Source organism: Streptomyces sp. NPDC056061 (genome assembly GCF_042266885.1).
Lineage (GTDB): Bacteria > Actinomycetota > Actinomycetes > Streptomycetales > Streptomycetaceae > Streptomyces.
Map to the genome: position 1 here is coordinate 65609 of NZ_JBHJWQ010000027.1, position 14351 is coordinate 79959.

General features: G+C 70.2%; 18 protein-coding genes. 4 read left to right on the forward strand and 14 right to left on the reverse strand.

Going from position 1 to position 14351, the window contains the following annotated elements; all coding sequences use genetic code 11:
• Window positions 1–356: 356 nt before the first annotated feature.
• The 14 genes from ACFC79_RS30090 to ACFC79_RS30155 form a co-directional block, all read right to left on the reverse strand.
• The gene (locus tag ACFC79_RS30090; protein ID WP_376246510.1) at window positions 357–2879 is read right to left on the reverse strand and encodes an FtsK/SpoIIIE domain-containing protein; all 2523 of its coding nucleotides are present in this window, start codon (window positions 2877–2879) and stop codon (window positions 357–359) included.
• 171 nt (window positions 2880–3050) lie between these two features.
• Window positions 3051–3569 (reverse strand): hypothetical protein, encoded by a 519-nt coding sequence (locus tag ACFC79_RS30095; protein ID WP_376246512.1) that lies wholly within the window; start codon window positions 3567–3569, stop codon window positions 3051–3053.
• Between the two features lie 171 nt (window positions 3570–3740).
• Entirely contained in the window at window positions 3741–4064 is a 324-nt protein-coding gene (locus ACFC79_RS30100; protein ID WP_376246515.1) for a hypothetical protein, read from the reverse strand.
• Between the two features lie 18 nt (window positions 4065–4082).
• Window positions 4083–4583: a hypothetical protein gene (locus ACFC79_RS30105; protein WP_376246517.1), complete on the reverse strand. Its 501-nt coding sequence runs from the start codon at window positions 4581–4583 to the stop codon at window positions 4083–4085.
• A gap of 1 nt (window position 4584) precedes the next feature.
• Window positions 4585–4950: a hypothetical protein gene (locus ACFC79_RS30110; protein WP_376246520.1), complete on the reverse strand. Its 366-nt coding sequence runs from the start codon at window positions 4948–4950 to the stop codon at window positions 4585–4587.
• A gap of 268 nt (window positions 4951–5218) precedes the next feature.
• On the reverse strand, window positions 5219–5524 hold the full coding sequence (locus ACFC79_RS30115) for a hypothetical protein (RefSeq protein WP_376246522.1): 306 nt from the start codon (window positions 5522–5524) through the stop codon (window positions 5219–5221).
• 90 nt (window positions 5525–5614) lie between these two features.
• On the reverse strand, window positions 5615–5818 hold the full coding sequence (locus ACFC79_RS30120; protein WP_376246525.1) for a hypothetical protein: 204 nt from the start codon (window positions 5816–5818) through the stop codon (window positions 5615–5617).
• 290 nt (window positions 5819–6108) lie between these two features.
• Window positions 6109–7398, reverse strand: coding sequence for a DUF2637 domain-containing protein (locus ACFC79_RS30125; protein WP_376246526.1), 1290 nt, complete (start codon window positions 7396–7398; stop codon window positions 6109–6111).
• 37 nt (window positions 7399–7435) lie between these two features.
• Window positions 7436–8107 (reverse strand): hypothetical protein, encoded by a 672-nt coding sequence (locus ACFC79_RS30130; protein ID WP_376246529.1) that lies wholly within the window; start codon window positions 8105–8107, stop codon window positions 7436–7438.
• 116 nt (window positions 8108–8223) lie between these two features.
• The gene (locus tag ACFC79_RS30135) at window positions 8224–8607 is read right to left on the reverse strand and encodes a hypothetical protein (protein ID WP_376246531.1); all 384 of its coding nucleotides are present in this window, start codon (window positions 8605–8607) and stop codon (window positions 8224–8226) included.
• Between the two features lie 153 nt (window positions 8608–8760).
• Window positions 8761–8898 carry a hypothetical protein gene (locus tag ACFC79_RS30140; protein WP_376246534.1) on the reverse strand — a complete coding sequence of 46 codons (138 nt, stop codon included), beginning with the start codon at window positions 8896–8898 and terminating at the stop codon, window positions 8761–8763.
• A complete protein-coding gene (locus ACFC79_RS30145; protein ID WP_376246536.1) occupies window positions 8895–9191 on the reverse strand; it encodes a hypothetical protein in 297 nt (98 codons plus the stop codon). The genes ACFC79_RS30140 and ACFC79_RS30145 overlap by 4 nt, the downstream gene beginning before the upstream one ends.
• Before the next feature lie 177 nt (window positions 9192–9368).
• Complete coding sequence (locus ACFC79_RS30150) at window positions 9369–9968, reverse strand: WhiB family transcriptional regulator (protein ID WP_376246539.1); 600 nt, start codon at window positions 9966–9968, stop codon at window positions 9369–9371.
• 89 nt (window positions 9969–10057) lie between these two features.
• A complete protein-coding gene (locus ACFC79_RS30155; RefSeq protein WP_376246541.1) occupies window positions 10058–10903 on the reverse strand; it encodes a hypothetical protein in 846 nt (281 codons plus the stop codon).
• A 498-nt stretch (window positions 10904–11401) separates the two neighbouring features.
• Between ACFC79_RS30155 and ACFC79_RS30160 the strand changes: the two genes are divergently transcribed.
• From ACFC79_RS30160 to ACFC79_RS30175, 4 genes are read left to right on the forward strand one after another with little or no spacing between them, the layout of a single operon-like run.
• Window positions 11402–12136 carry a GntR family transcriptional regulator gene (locus ACFC79_RS30160; protein WP_376246543.1) on the forward strand — a complete coding sequence of 245 codons (735 nt, stop codon included), beginning with the start codon at window positions 11402–11404 and terminating at the stop codon, window positions 12134–12136.
• On the forward strand, window positions 12133–12684 hold the full coding sequence (locus ACFC79_RS30165) for an AAA family ATPase (RefSeq protein WP_376246545.1): 552 nt from the start codon (window positions 12133–12135) through the stop codon (window positions 12682–12684). The genes ACFC79_RS30160 and ACFC79_RS30165 overlap by 4 nt, the downstream gene beginning before the upstream one ends.
• Window positions 12685–12735: 51 nt before the next feature.
• Window positions 12736–13530, forward strand: a complete 795-nt coding sequence (locus ACFC79_RS30170) for a GntR family transcriptional regulator (protein WP_376246548.1) — start codon at window positions 12736–12738, stop codon at window positions 13528–13530.
• On the forward strand, window positions 13527–14072 hold the full coding sequence (locus ACFC79_RS30175) for a GNAT family N-acetyltransferase (protein ID WP_376246551.1): 546 nt from the start codon (window positions 13527–13529) through the stop codon (window positions 14070–14072). The genes ACFC79_RS30170 and ACFC79_RS30175 overlap by 4 nt, the downstream gene beginning before the upstream one ends.
• The last annotated feature ends 279 nt before the right edge of the window (window positions 14073–14351 follow it).

Below are 14351 nucleotides of genomic sequence, written 5' to 3' on the forward strand. Positions count from 1 at the left end.
GAGCGGGCGGGGGACGGGCACGAGCGGTTCCTCCAGTCGTTGGTGGGCAGTGCTCCACGCCCGTCGGCGTCGTGCTGGTGCCGGCGGGCGCAGAGCTGTGGTGGGCGTGGGTTCGGTGGCGGGGGCCGGGGTGGTCGCCCTCTGCTCGCGGGTGACGGTGCGTGAGGTTGTATGGGGTGTCGGGGTTGTTGGGGGTGGGCCCTGGTGGGCGGCTGTATGGGGTCTGCCGGGCGGGATTCCAGGGGGCCTCCTTGATCCCAGACAACCCATACATGCAGGTCAGGAACCCATACGGGAGCGGCATCCCAGACAGGGTGTCTGGGATGCCGCTGTAGGGGTTGTACGGGGTGTGGCGGTCACCCTCGGTATCTTTCGATGGCGGTGGCGAGGGTGTCGGCGTAGTAGCCGAGGCCGGGTTTGTCGGTGCCGGGGACGCGGAGCTGGCCGCCTGCCGGGCGCTCGACATCGACCTCCCGCAGGAGTCCGTTGAGGGCGATCCCGAGCTTCCGCGAGTCCTCGTATCCGAGGGCCTGGGCGAGCGGTCCGGTGTGCATCCGGCCGCCCGCGGCGAGCACCGCCTCGTGTGCGCGCAGCAGGAGGATGGGCACGCCGTCGGCGCCGGTGAACCCGTCGTTCTCGGTGTCATCGAGGCCGTCGTATTCCCCCTCCCCGTCCTCGTCCTCGGGGCCGAACTCGTCGTCCAGGCCCTCGTCGAGGTCTTCGTCCACGTCGGCCGGAGCAGCTGGTCGCGGTGACGCAGCGTGTCCGGGAGGCGGGGTGCTCAGGTTGCGCATCGCTGCTTCGATCGGGTCGTTCCACTGCCCGCGGAGGCGGCTGGCGGTGGTGCGGATGCGGGTGATGGTGTCGATCAGGCTGAGCAGATCGGGGCCATCGAGCCAGAGGGAGCGGATGCGGCGGTAGCGGTCGGCGAGCAGGATGCCCATGCCGCGGATCGCCGGATCGAGCTTGGAGGCGTCCCAGCCGGCCTTCGCCGCGCCCTGGCTCAGCGCCATGTTGGACTCGGTGGTCTCGGTGACCCGCATCGCCCACTTCCAGGTCACATTGCCGGTGACCAGGCGGGGCAGCACACCGTCGGCGCCCTTGGTGACGACCTGGGTGGCGACGACGAGGATGATGCCGAACGCGAGACCGCGGGCCGCCAGCGAGGAGAGCGCTTCCTTGATCGCCGCGCCGTGCTTGCGGTCGCCGGTGATGGCCGCGGCCTCGTCGATGACCACCAGCTCGAGGCCGCCGAGCTCGGCGATCAGGGTGGGGTCGTCGATCTGCTCCATCCCGTACCGCTTGAGGATCGCGGCACGACGCTCCAGGTCGGCGACCAGGGCCTCAAGCAGAGCCTTGGTGCGTTTGGCGCCCTTGGTGCCGGGCTCGTCGATGAAGGTGGCGGCCAGGTGGCGCCAGCGGTCCTGACCCGGGGCTTTGCCGTCGATCAAGCGGAGGTTCACCCGCAGGTCCAGCAGGGCGCCGGCGATGATGCCGCGCAGGGCCGCGCCCTTGCCGGAGCGGGAGGCCCCGCCGAGCGCCAGGCTGGTGTCCTTCAGGACCAGGTTGACCAGGACACCGAAGGCGTCGAAGGCGACGGGGATGCCGTCGGTCCAGACATCGACCGAGTCCATGCCGACCAGCGGGGAGGTCCGCGGCTCGGTGAACGGGTCCTCCTGGAAGGCGGCGACGGCGATGGTCTTGGCGGTGCCGCCGGCCGAGGCGTGGACCGGATCCATGAAGAACCGGGCCCGGTCCAGGCCCATCTCCCCGGCGACCTGCCCGAGTTTGGGCAGGACGGTCTCCACGGTCACCCCGTCGCCCTTGGGCAGGACGACGTGCGCGAGCCACCCGCCGGGCACGCGGGTGATCGAGTCGGGCCGGGCGAGACGGACGGTGCCGTCGGTGATCGCTCCGGCGGCGAGCATCGCCTCGGTGAGCTGGTCGGTCTCCTCGCAGTCCAGCTCCCCCTCCGCCGGGCCGGACGGCGCGGCCGGAGCGGGGGTGTCGGCCGGTGTCCAGGAGGCGGTGAAGCCCGGGGCTGCCCCGGCCGGTTTGGTGAACCCCGGACCGGCCGGGGCGGCCTGATTGGGGATGAAGGCCCCGCCGGGAGGGCTCACGGTGGCAGACGCGGACGCGGTGACCGGGGCGGCGGGGGCGGCGTAGTCGAGCTGGGGGACCTCGGGCGGGGCCGCACGCCAGGCGGTGAACCGTCCCTTCGCCCAGCCGACGGCCACCAGCCCGCTCAGGATGCCGCCCAGGAGCGTGGGGCCGCCGAACTGGAGCATGCCCCATCCGGCGGCCACAGCGGCCGCGATGGCCTTCCAGCGGCGGCGGTTTCCCATCCGCTTGCGGTGGCCGGCGAGCTCGGCGGCGGTGGGCTCGCGGTGTCCGTTGTAGTACTGGAGCTCGACCTGCCGGACACGCTCGCGCCACGCGGCTGCCTCGGAGCGCAGTTTCTCGGCGTTCTTGCCCAGACGCTGGTGGTCGCCCGGACCAGCACCGTCGGCACTGGCCTCGGCCACCTTCTCGTCGGCCGACTTCTCCAGCGCCTCGGCCTTCTCGGTCAGGCGCTGCGCCTCGCGGGCCTGGTCCTGCTGCCAGGTGGCGTACCGGTCGTTGAGGAGGTCGGCGCGGACGTGGGCGTCGGTGACCAGAGTGCTGTTGAACCATCCTGTGCGCTCGCTCGTGAGGACGCGCAGGCCTTCACGGACGGCGGTGGCCTCGCGGAGGGCTGCCTTGCTGAGGAAGGTGATGACGCGGGGTGCCAGGCCGGGACGGTCGGGCTGATTGGCAGCGTCGGCAGTGGGGTTGGTGGTGGGCTCGTCGTCGACGAATTCGGCGTCGACGATGATCCGGTCGGGCAGACGGGATGTCACGGTGCTCCTCCAGGGGCACGGGATGGGCAGGCAGGTGGCCGGGGGCCGGGGGCCGGGCGGTTACGGCCGTCCGCACACACGGGCTGCCCCTGGCCGCCGGGGCGGAGGGGCGGTGCGGGTGGGTGCGGGCGACCGATGGCGCCGGGAAAACGGCAGCAAAAAAAAGGGGGGTCAGCCGACGCGGCCAAGGAGCTGCGCGCCGAAGTTGTTGACGGCGGGGATCACGCTGACGGCCACCGCGCCGCCGAGGACGGCGGACAGGCCGAGCAGGACACCGCAGACGATGCCCCGCTTGGCGAGCTTCTTCTCCTCGGCCTTGATCGCCTTCCACAGACCGAAGACGGCGATGGTCAGGAGGAACATGATGATGTTGCCCTCGGCCGACAGCTCGACCGGTGTGGCGCGGACGGCCCGGGTGGTGTTCCCGCCGGTGATCCCCCACATGGCCAGCGACCCGGCGCCGTTGCCGAACAGAGTGATCGCCCCGGCGCCGAAGGCGATCAGACCGCCGGTACACATGGACGCCATGCCCCCGTAGGCCATTCCGCCCGCGAAGGGGATCAGGGTCTTCCAGTCCTTCTTCTTGGACCGAAAGTTGGCCTTGAGCCAGTGCGAAGCGAAGTGCACCGGGATGGCGAGACCGACGGCCAGGCCGCCAGCGGTCAGCGAGGTAGCGGGCAAGTTGAACATGGACGGCCTCCGATGTGAATGTGAGAGTGAAGCGGCTTGGTTTCGGTGCGGGATGGGCCGGGCTGCGGGGTGCTCACTGACCCACGGCCAGCCGTGCGAGCAGGTCGGCGACGGTGGCCACCGTCGGGAACAAGATCGCGGCGGTGGCTGTCAGACCCGCGCCAAGGACCGCTACGGCCCACAGAGTGGTGAGCCGGGGTGCGCAGCACGGCGGGCCGGGCTGGGCTCCGTCGGCAGGCACCAGCAGCTGACGCACACGGCCAGCAGGTAGCAGGCGGCGCAGACGGCGACCACGACCGGCACCAACACGGTGTCGGCCAGGCGCGGCCACCCGACAGCGGCGGCGAGGGCGAGCAGGCCGAGCCCCGGCACGTTCCGCAGAAGGCGGCCCGTCCGGTCGGTGAGCCCGGAGCGGGTCACCACACGGACAACGCTGGTCAGATACGGGACGGCAAGGCCGACGAGCAGCGCTCCGGCCGGTACGGGCAGGTTCACAGCGGTCTCCTGAAGGGGTCATTGGTAGGCGGCCGCGACCTGACTGAGGATCTGGTCGCCGAAGGCGTTGACCGGGGGCATGAGCACCACAGCGGCCAGGCCGGAAATGCCGCTGGCCAGGCCGAGAGCCGAGCCGGAGACGGCACCGGCCGTGATCTGGCGGCGCAGCTGGGTGTCGCAGCAGCGCCAGGCCAGGACGATGACGACCAGCAGGAGCGTGGTGGCCACGCCGCCGCCCGCGGTCATCCCGGCCGGGGCGGCCGGGGCGAACAGGTCGCTGGGGCCGGTGCCGGTCAGCTTGTTGCCGAGCGGGTTGGTGGCCTCGGTGGTCAGGTAGCGGGCGGCGAAGCTGAGCAGGCCGCCGGAGCACAGGGCGCTGAGCAGGCCGATCAGCAGGCCGCCGCTCAGCGCGGCGGCGCCGGGCATCTGATGGCCGTGTATCCACCAGCGCACGGTGGTCAGGACAAGGACAGCGACCGCCAATCCCAGGCCGCCGTAGGAGAGCTGAGCGCTGGTCACCTCATACCCCCGTGAAGATGTGGGTGAGGGCGTGAATGCCGACCGGAGTCATGAAACTGATCTCGGCGACGTGCCAGGACAGCAGGCGCACCGGCCAGCTGCTGCGCCGGTGCCTCATGCGGGCGCTCAGCTCGCCGAACGCAGCGACGGCGGCCGCGGCGTACACGACCCCGTACAAGTCGGCGCTCAGTTGGCCGGTGACCGGCACCAGAAACAGCCCGGCGGCGGCAGCGGTGCCGTTCCACGCCGGGCGCAGCCGGGCCAGGCTGAACCGGGCCCCGGGCTCCTGGGCGGCGGCGGGGTAGAAGTGGTTGTTCGTCACGTAGGTGACCGGCGGGGCCGCCGCATACACCGGGGCTGTCGCCACTCCACCACCGCCTCCGCCGACGTGCCACCAGTCGTGGGGGTCGGGCAGGCCCGGTGCTCCTCCGGACGGCGGGGGAGGCGGCGTGGCAGGTGGCCCGGCCGGGGGCGGGGTACTGCGCCGGGGCGGCGGCAGGAACGGATCCGTAACCGACGGTGCGGTCGGCGGAGGAGGAGGCGGAGGTGGGGTGGTGCCGCCGTCGGTGCGCTCGCCGGAGAGCTCGACCGTCGTCGGCTCGATCGTCCGACCGGAGGAGGCCGATGACATGGGGTCAGTCATCGCGGGCTCCTGCCTCGTCGATGCTGGCCACGGTGTCGGTACGGCCGTACTGGTTGTGGTGGAGCCATGCCTGGGCCTGGGCCTCCGCGGCGGCGACGGCGGCCGGGTCGGCCGTCATGGGAGCGGGAGCGGTGGTGGCGGGGCGGAAACCGTCCGGCAGCAACAGCACGGCCGGGGAGGCGGGCTGCGCGGCGGGAAGGGGCGGGCCGGGAAGGCGAGTGAGGGTGTAGGGGGTCTCAGCGAGACGTCGCAGGTGCCGCAGACGGCGGGGGCGGCGGATGTGCAGGCAGGTCAGCACAGGTACTCCCAAATGGGGATGTGGCGCGGGGCCGCACCGGGTGTCGGTGCGGCCCCGCGGAAGGGTGTGGGTGGTGGGGGTTCGGGCTGGTCAGCGGGTGCGCCACCAGCCGCCGCGGTCCTGCCGGGCGCGCTCGGCGTCCTCCCACGCCTGGCCCTGCCGGGCCGTCTGTGTGAGGTTCCGGCGGTGGCCCTCGCGGCGCTTGCGGGCCGCCTTCTCACTCGCGGACTCGCGGCCGCTGTACTCCTGGGCGGCGAGCTTCTGGTCGTTGCCGATCAGGCCGAAAAAGGCCATGGTGATTCCACTCCTGACGTGGTGTTGGGGGTGATGGAGCCGCTCCTGGCCGGGCCGTGGAAAGCGGGCCGGGAGCGGCTTCGGGCGGGGCTCTGCCGGGTGCTCGCCGGGTCTGCTCGTCCGGGTCTGCGAAGCGCGTGGCTCCGCTCGCCGGGGTCGCTCGCCGGGTCTGCTCGACCGGGTCTGCTGCCGCCTGTCGACTGCGTGGTACGTGGTTCCGGCAGTCGCAGCGACGGCCAGTCCGGCAGGGTGCCGGGCTGGCCATCACTGGTGGTGCCGGGGGGTGGAGATCAGGGCCGGGAAGCGGCCTCTTCCTCGTCGTCCGCGTCCTCGTCCGTGCTCTCGTGGTCGGAGTCCGGCTCGGTGGGCGGTGTGTCCGTCTCCTCGGACGACATGAGCTCGCCCCAGACCTTGCGGACCCGCTTCTCGCTGCCGACGTATCCGGCATCGCGGAAGTCGGCCACGGCCTGGCGGTAGGACAGGGGCGGGTCCTCCCGGTAGCGGAGGTGGCGCAGCACGACCGCGAGCTGCGTGTCGGTCAGGCGCTCGCCCGGGACGGGGACCGGGACACCTGCGACGGCCGCGAGGTCCTCCAGCGTCACGGTGTACTGCTCACCCGTGACGGTCTCGTCCGTGACGGTCTCCCCGGCGCGGTCCGTGACGGTTTCCGTCACACCGTCCGTGTCGGTGGCCGTGTCGGTGTGACGGGGCAGGGGCGTGACGGATTCGTTGCCCTGTGACGGACTGACGCCTGTTTCCGGGCTGACCTGCGTGACTGTGTCCGTGACGGTTCCTGCGGGGGCCGTGCCGCCGGTGTGACGGCTGGTCCCGTCCGTCACGGACGGCGTCACGGCCGGTGCGGCGGGTGCCCCCGGTTCGAGGGCGGGTGTGACGGACGCGGCAAGGGCCGGTGTGACGGCCGGTGCGAACATGTCAGCGAGCGCGGTGTCCGCGCCCTGTGTCATCCGGTCGCGCTGGACCATCACCAGGCCGGCACCGAGGCCTTCGTCGCCGACGCCGACCCGGCGGGCCAGCCGCCAGGACCTGAGCTCCGCCCGCTTCCTCGCCCTCTTCGAGGGGTGGTTCGCGGCCAGCGCCCGCGACACGGCGAGCTTCTGCATCGTCTCCGCGTTGCGGCGCCGTGCTTCCATGTCGATGCGGGTGCGGTAGATCACGACCCGGCGGGCCAGCAGGCCGAGGCCCTCCGCGGCCACGCACATCGCCATCGGGGTGACCGAGTAGACGACGGACTCCGTCGTCGTCTCGGCGACGACCGCCCCGGTCGCGGAGGCCACCGCGGGCAGCGCCCACAGGCCGAGCCGCACCGCCAGGGGCGAGGACTGGCCCAGCAGGGTCAGGCCCACCAGGACGAGCGCCAGGATGAGCGTGGCGCCCTCCCCGGCCGCGACGACCCCGAGCGCCGTCGCGGACTCGGAGAAATGCGCCCTCATGTTCGTGTAGGTGCCCGCGGCTCCGATCCCGCCGACGACGAGCATCGGAAGGGCCGCAGCTCCCAGCACCACCCCCTGGCCTCTGGTCAGGGCCCGCTCCTGCAGGGCCGGCTCCTGTTCGTGCTCCATGCTGAATCTCCTTCTGCCGAACGGTGTACGGGCTGGGTCAGGACCGGGCGCGGTCGCCGGTGAGCGAGGCGACGGTCTGCAGGTGCTCGCGCTGCTGTGTGATCACGGCGGACATCTGCCGCACGAGCGGCCTTTCGCCGTAGCCCCGGTAGTTGTAGGAGTCGCCGATCACCCAGCCGGTGGTGTCGAGACCGGCCCGCGCGTACGCGTCCCGGCGGGAGAGGTCGCTGTACAGGAACCGCTCGTTGACCTCGACGAGGGCCGCGGCCTGCTCGTCCCAGGTCCGTGCGGCCTTCAGCGCCTGGTCCTGCGCGGTGACCAGCCTGGACACTGCGGCGTGCCAGTGGGTGTCGTCGGTGGTGGCCAGGGCGGCGAAGGTCTCGTCCAGCTGCGTGCGGGCCTGGTCGAAAGTGCCCCAGGCCTGGGTGGCGGTGGGGCGCAGGTTGGTGAGCGCACGGACGTACCTGGCGTCGTACCAGAGGCTGCGGGCCTCGCGGTACTCCTCCTCCAGCAGGTCGCAGGCGGCGCTGCTCAGGCGGGAGTCGGTCCGTACCTCGCTGGGCAGGACGGGCTCCTTCTCCAGCCCGATGAACGCGGCGAAGGTGAAGGAGACGCTGTTGTACTCGGTCTTGTCCACGCCCTGGAAGTGGGGGTGGTGGTAGGCGGCGGCCTGCTCGGCGAGCTTCGTTACGTCGTAAAGGCTGATCATGATCGGGTCCTCCTGGTCTTCGGTGGTCGTCCGGGCTGCCCGGGCTCCCCTCACCGTCCGATCCGGCAGCCAGGGTTCGACGGCCGGATCGGACGGATCGGGCAACTGGCAGTCCGTCAGGGGCGGGGAAGCTCCGGGCGCCGGGAGACGGTGGCGGTCTGCGCGGTGAGCCAGGCGACGGCAGCCGGGGTCATGTCGGCCGCGCCCGTAGTGGTGTCGAGCGGGGCGGTGTCGATGTCGCGCATCGCGTCCTCGGGCGGCAGCAGCCGCATGTACGGGGCGCGGGCCTGCTTGATCAGCCCGCCGGTGTTGTCCAGTCGGGCCAGGGTGTAGCGGATCTCGCCGCTGCTGAAGGGGATGACCCCGTCGACCCGGCAGACCACCGTGTGACCGGGCTTGCCCATCCAGAAGCGCTCGGGGTCGCGGTAGAGGACGTAGTCGTCGCGCCGGTACGTGACCGGGTCGGTGGTGGTGACGACTGCGGGAATGCGGGCGTGCATGTGGACTCCCTCTCAGGATCGGATGGGGTGAGTGCCCCGATTGGGGCGGGTGAAAGCTCGGCCTCCCGTACGGCGGGCGGCCGAGCTGCGAGAAGAGCGCGGGACGGACAACGACTTCGTTGTCCGTCCCGCGCAACGGTCAGTGGACGCCTTTCACTGGCCCTTGAGCCCGAGCACCGACTGGGCGTGTCGCTGCAGGGCTTCTTCGGCCTGTCGGCGGGTTTCCTCGGCCTTGGCCGCGGCCTCGGCGGCTGCGGCCGCAGCCGCCTGCTGGTCCTCGAGGGCACTCATGCGGCGTACCCCCTGGCCTGCTCGCTCGCCTCGAAGACGATGCCGGGGGCCATGCGGAGGATGGGCTGCCGTTCGTAGCCGGGGGCCATGTCGGCGAGGGTGCGGCGGGCACGGCGGCGTCCGACCCGGGCCGCGCGGCGGTCACCGTCGGCGCCGAGGTGGCGGACGAGCTGGTGGAGGGCGGTGTCGGTCTCGTCGCGCTCGTAGCCGCTGCCGTTGTGCCCGCTGTTCTCGTCCTCGCGGTGGATGTCGTCGATGTCGCTGGCCTGCGGGGGAGTTGCCATAATGCTCATGCGGATCAGCTCTCCTTGAGCTTGTGGGATCCGTGCTGGCCCCCGGCACACATGGCGGTGCAACGCCGTGTCGGGGGCTCGCCCTTTTCCGGGGGCGGCGCACGGTGGGGTTGTCCTGTGGCCCCACGCCGACACCAGCCCGTTGATGCGCGGTCTGGGGACGACGTGCAGCACAGGTCAGGCCGCGACCGGAAGGTCGCCGAAGTCCTCGCGGGCGAAAGCAAATTCGTCAGTGATGTCGGCGCCGGCCGCGTTGTAGACGGCGATGTCCCAGACCTCGCACCGGTCAGCGGCGCGCATGGCCATCACCCCGATCTGCTCAGCGAGGGTGCGCCGCAGACCCGGCTTGGTGACGGGTCCGGCGTTCGTGGTGTAGGTGAGCGTGACCCGCTCGCGACGGTCCTCGGCTGCGAGCTCCTGCTGCCTCCAGTCGGCCGCAGCGGCGGCGGTGAGGCGGCGGGGCTGGCGGATCTCGCGGGTGACGGCCAGCTCCTGGCCGGTGCGGCCGCCGCGGACCCGGTCGTCACTGTTGCGGTCGTCCTCTCCGTACCGCAGCGCGAGCTCCTCACACGCCGGACGCACCGGACAACCCGCGCAAAACTGCCGGGCGCCCGCCTGCTGCGCCGCCCAAATCGCGGGCGGCGAGCTGCGGTTGCGGTCAAACAGATCGCGGTACCGCGATTGGTCGCCGCATCGGGCGCCGGCGTCGACGGCGGCCTGAAGTACGGGGCGGCGGGCACGGCGGGCGGCGGTGGGGGAGAGCCTGTTGAGCGTCATGACGATTCCTCTGTGGACTGGTGGGCGGGCAGCGTGATGAGCCCCCAGGTCAAGGGCGCCTGGAGGCTCATCACGCTGTGGGTCTGATGTCAGATCTGCAGAAGGGGGAGGCTGGGGCCGCCGTGCGTCGGGGCAGGCCAGGAAGCAGCGCGGCGGATGAACTCCTGCTCGTCGACGAGCGTCTTCTTCGGCCGGGGCGCGGGGCGCGGGAGGTTATGGCGGTCACGCAAGGCCTGGTCCACCTTCGGGAGGACCTTGCGCAGCGACCGCTGTCGCGCGCGGGCCTGGTCCTGCTGCGTGGCGCGCTGGTGCTCGGCAGCGCGGCGGTCGCGGAGTGCCTGCCGCTCCCGGGAGAGTACGGCGGTGGCCTCGTACTCGCGGAGCCACAGTTCAAGTTCGCGTGCCGTAGCGCACCGGCCGCCGGCCTCGCATGTCATGCAGGTGGCGCGGTGCGCGAGGACCGTGCGGCGGGCCCGGTCCAGCAGCGGAAGCAGCCGGGCCCCGGCGGGGGCAACCTGCTGTTGGCGGGTGGTGGCGAGCTTGTGCACGGGCGCCGGAAAGGTCGTGACCTTGGGCTTGGGGAGCACCTTGGTCGGGCGGCGGGACACGGTAGTTGGGGCTGCCTCGACCAGGTCGGTGCGCCAGGCGTCAACGTCGATGTCGATGGTGACGCGGCGGTTGGTTCCCTGGCAGCGGGGCGATTCGGTGCTGCGGTAGCGCTTCGTGGGGTGCGGCACGAGCTTCGGCGTGCCGAGCATCCCTGTGATCGGCGTCCACCGCTCGCAGGAGGGACAGACGAGGCTTTCCTTGCCCGGCGTCAGGTCGATCTCGTTGACCTTGAGGTCGGAGGCGATGATCGGCGCCAGGCTGCTGATGTTCTTCGTGCGGGTCTTGCGGCGGCGCTTGCGTGCGGGCTTCGCGACCGTGGTGGTCATGGATGCTCCTCGGATCAGAGGGAGAGGGGCTGCGTCGCGGTGGGCTCTCGGCCCGCCAGGTGCTCGGCGTAAGTCGGCAGTCCTGGAGGGCAGACAACGCATCTGCGATGCGATGCGTGCGGGAGCACTCGGTCAGAGGACCGATCCGGGGGATTTGGTCGAGCTATCAACCCCGGCCCTCCCCCTCTTCGGGGCAAGGGCTCCTGCGGTGGTGCAGTGAGCAGATGACACAGCAGAAGATTTCACTAGCGAAATCTGCCGACGAGCAAGACCGTACGCCGATCCCTACACCCCGTCAACTACTTCACTAGCGAAGTCGCATCGCCAGCGAGCGATCACGCCATCACAGCCCGCAAGCATCACTCACGCAACGTCGCCATCATTCCCAGGATTACGACGCCCGGTCAAGCAGATCGATGCAGCATTCCTGGGATTGATGAGCCTCCCTGCCTAATCCTGGGATTGTGATTCACTGGGCACCGAGAAGGAGGTCGCCGGATGCCGCCCAAGTGGAAAGTTCTTGCCGACGAGATCGCCTCGAAGATCACTAGCGGCGCATACGCGCCCGGGGATCGTTTGCCCAAGATCGAAGACCTGGTCGGCGCAGGGAAGGGCTCGAAGTCGACAGTCCACGCCGCGTATAAGGCGCTGGAGGCCGATGGCCTCGTGATCGCGTCCCGGGGCCACGGCACAGTCGTTCGGGAGCGCACCACTTTGGCGTCCGCCGCCGAACGCGAGCAGCGCAGCAAGATCACTGGGTCGTCGTGGAGGGCCGGGGAACGTTCCGACTCACACATGGCGGGCTTGATCGCCGCGCCCGAAGATGTGGCCGAGGCTCTGGAGATTGAGCCTGGCGGACTGGTGCTGCGGCGTAGCCGGACCTATCGCGACGAGCGCGACGGCAGCGTCGTTAGCTACTCAACGTCCTGGATTCCAGCGGGCCTTGCCGAAGAACTGCCCGAACTTGCCATGGGGCGTCGGCTGAGTGGCGGCACGTCGATCGATCTGATCACGCGCCACACCGGCCACCCGGTTGCCCGTCGGCGCAGCTCCATGTGGGCCAGGACCACCACAGCCGCCGATGCTGGGCCTCTCGAGATCCCCGAGGACACTCAGGCCGCCGTCATCGTGCTGACGGTCCGGATCATCGACACCAGCGGCATGACTATCGAGTACGGCGTCGACATCGGCGGCCCCGGCCGGCGGTGGACCAAGGAAGAGGTCAGCGAATGATCCCGCTGCCCCTCGATGACACCACCAAGCTCGTACTGATGGCTGGCCTTCCCGGCGCGGGGAAGACAACGTTGGCCCGCGGGCTGGAGCAGCAGGGCTTCCTGCGCCTGTGCCCCGATGAGAGGGTCTGGCGGGAGCACGGTCATTACGGGCGGGACTTCCCGCGTGGGCAGTACAAGGTTCGGGAACGCCCCATCCTGGCCGAGATCGCCGTCGAGCTGCGTGCCGCATTGGGCGTCGGCCGGGACGTAGTTCTGGACCACGGGCTCTGGACCGGCAACGAGCGCCAGGAGTGGACCCGTATCGGCCAGGACGCAGGGGCTGCCGTGACACTGGTACATCTTCCTGGGGAGGTCGGCGCCCTGTGGGATCGGATCAAGCAGCGCAACGAGTCAACCTTCGACGATCCGAACGCGATGTACTTCAGTCGGGACGACCTGGAGCGCCACGCGAGCCGTTTCGCCGCCCCCGGGCCCGATGAGCCGCACGTGGTCTACGACGGGTGCCTCGCATCAGTACTGACCGGGCTGACGCGGGGAAGTCGATGAGGACGACCAGAAGGAGGAGATTTCACTAGTGAAATCGTGTACTCTCTCAGCATGACTGCTCAAGATCGACGTCGCGTAGGCGCTCAGCAGATCGCTGACGACCTGCGCGCACAAATTGACTCCGGGCAGCTCAAGCCCGGAGACCGGCTCCCTCCTACTCGCGAGCTCACGGCCCGCTACGGCGTAACTGGCGAGACCATTCGGCAGGCGATCATCAAGCTGAAGTCCACCGGCCTCGTGCGGTCTCGACAGGGATCCGGCGTCTACGTTCGCGCCTGGCAGCCACTCGTCTACCGTCCGCAGGCGGAATTTCGTAAGAAGTTGCCGCACGTCGACGTCTTTCGGAGTCTTCTTGATGCCGAAGGCAGGGACGGGTCGCAGACGATCGAGATGCAGACACTGTTGCCGGATGAGCCTGTGCGTCGTCGCCTCCAGCTGGCCGACGGCGAGTTGGTGGCGCTGCGCCGTCGTACCTCGTACGTGGATGGGGAGCCGTTCTACACCGACGACTCGTACGTACGGGCGTCCCTGGTCAAGGGCAGCGAGTGGATGACTGAAGGCAGCGTCGCACGGGGGACGAACCAGGTCCTCGCGGAGCTGGGGCACGAACTGGTCGAGGCGCTCGACGAGATCTACACCCGGATGCCAGGACCGCGCGAGGTTGAGCGGCTCGGGCTCGACGCCAAGAACCCGCTTCCGATCGCCGAGCTGATTTCAACAGCTCACGACCCTGATGGTCAGCCGATCCAGGTCACCATCAATATCCTCCCGAGCGACAGGCACGTGATCGTCTACGAGCGCACCCGGCCGATGCCCCAGGATCCGTCCGGGGGGCCGAGCGCATGATCGTCGTACGCGCCGAGCTGGGCGACCTGGCGAGGCTCATCAAGTTTCGGACGGACACGGCAGCTTGGCTGCGGCCGCGAGGGATCGATCAGTGGTCGCTACCCTTTCCTTCCGAGCACATGACGGCGAGCATCATCCGCGGGGAGGTCTTCCTTTTCAAGGAGACTCCAACCAGCGACGCGGCAGCCACAGTCACCCTGGACCGCGAGGCAGACGAATTGTTGTGGACCCCGGAGGAACGGGTGGTTGACGCCCTGTATGTCCACAAGCTAACTGTCGACCGGGCATACTCAGGCTCGGGTCTCGGCGCCCGCATCCTCGACTGGGCTGGCGATCAGGCCGCTCAGCAGGGAGCAAAGTGGCTGCGCCTCGACGCTTGGACCACGAACTCCCAGCTCCAGGCGTACTACCTGGGCCTTGGCTTCAAGCACGTTCGCACCGTCAACAACCCGGCTGCAGGTGGGTCGGGCTGGGTGGCTCAGCGACCGGCCAAATTCGCCACGCACGAACGGGTGGCGTTCAGTGACAGGATGTCGTCATGACTAACGTCGCTCGATCCCCGTAGAACGAGCGAAGCCGCCCTCTCCTGGCAGGGAGAGAACGGCTTCTTAGCTACCGACTCGCCAGCCTGCAAGCAATCCGAGTCGTGTCCGGTGAGGTGACCTCGCCGGGGGTGATGCCCGTGGACGCATGGGTCCGCGCAGTCACCTGTACCCAGGATAAGCGGACCGCCTCGCCGTCCGCCACCATCTGGGCGCCCTGTTAGGTCACATCCGCTGGTCACGGCTCCCCTTCATGGGGAGATCCAACCGCATGCGCCA

Excerpts from the sequence above, each read along its gene's own strand:
- ACFC79_RS30095 (WP_376246512.1), bottom strand. The coding sequence starts at position 3,569 with ATGTTCAACTTGCCCGCTACCTCGCTGACCGCTGGCGGCCTGGCCGTC.
- ACFC79_RS30170 (WP_376246548.1), top strand. The coding sequence starts at position 12,736 with ATGACTGCTCAAGATCGACGTCGCGTAGGCGCTCAGCAGATCGCTGAC.
- ACFC79_RS30155 (WP_376246541.1), bottom strand. The coding sequence starts at position 10,903 with ATGACCACCACGGTCGCGAAGCCCGCACGCAAGCGCCGCCGCAAGACC.
- ACFC79_RS30135 (WP_376246531.1), bottom strand. The coding sequence starts at position 8,607 with ATGCACGCCCGCATTCCCGCAGTCGTCACCACCACCGACCCGGTCACG.
- ACFC79_RS30165 (WP_376246545.1), top strand. The coding sequence starts at position 12,133 with ATGATCCCGCTGCCCCTCGATGACACCACCAAGCTCGTACTGATGGCT.
- ACFC79_RS30125 (WP_376246526.1), bottom strand. The coding sequence starts at position 7,398 with ATGGAGCACGAACAGGAGCCGGCCCTGCAGGAGCGGGCCCTGACCAGA.
- ACFC79_RS30140 (WP_376246534.1), bottom strand. The coding sequence starts at position 8,898 with ATGAGTGCCCTCGAGGACCAGCAGGCGGCTGCGGCCGCAGCCGCCGAG.
- ACFC79_RS30145 (WP_376246536.1), bottom strand. The coding sequence starts at position 9,191 with ATGAGCATTATGGCAACTCCCCCGCAGGCCAGCGACATCGACGACATC.
- ACFC79_RS30175 (WP_376246551.1), top strand. The coding sequence starts at position 13,527 with ATGATCGTCGTACGCGCCGAGCTGGGCGACCTGGCGAGGCTCATCAAG.
- ACFC79_RS30160 (WP_376246543.1), top strand. The coding sequence starts at position 11,402 with ATGCCGCCCAAGTGGAAAGTTCTTGCCGACGAGATCGCCTCGAAGATC.
- ACFC79_RS30130 (WP_376246529.1), bottom strand. The coding sequence starts at position 8,107 with ATGATCAGCCTTTACGACGTAACGAAGCTCGCCGAGCAGGCCGCCGCC.
- ACFC79_RS30120 (WP_376246525.1), bottom strand. The coding sequence starts at position 5,818 with ATGGCCTTTTTCGGCCTGATCGGCAACGACCAGAAGCTCGCCGCCCAG.
- ACFC79_RS30150 (WP_376246539.1), bottom strand. The coding sequence starts at position 9,968 with ATGACGCTCAACAGGCTCTCCCCCACCGCCGCCCGCCGTGCCCGCCGC.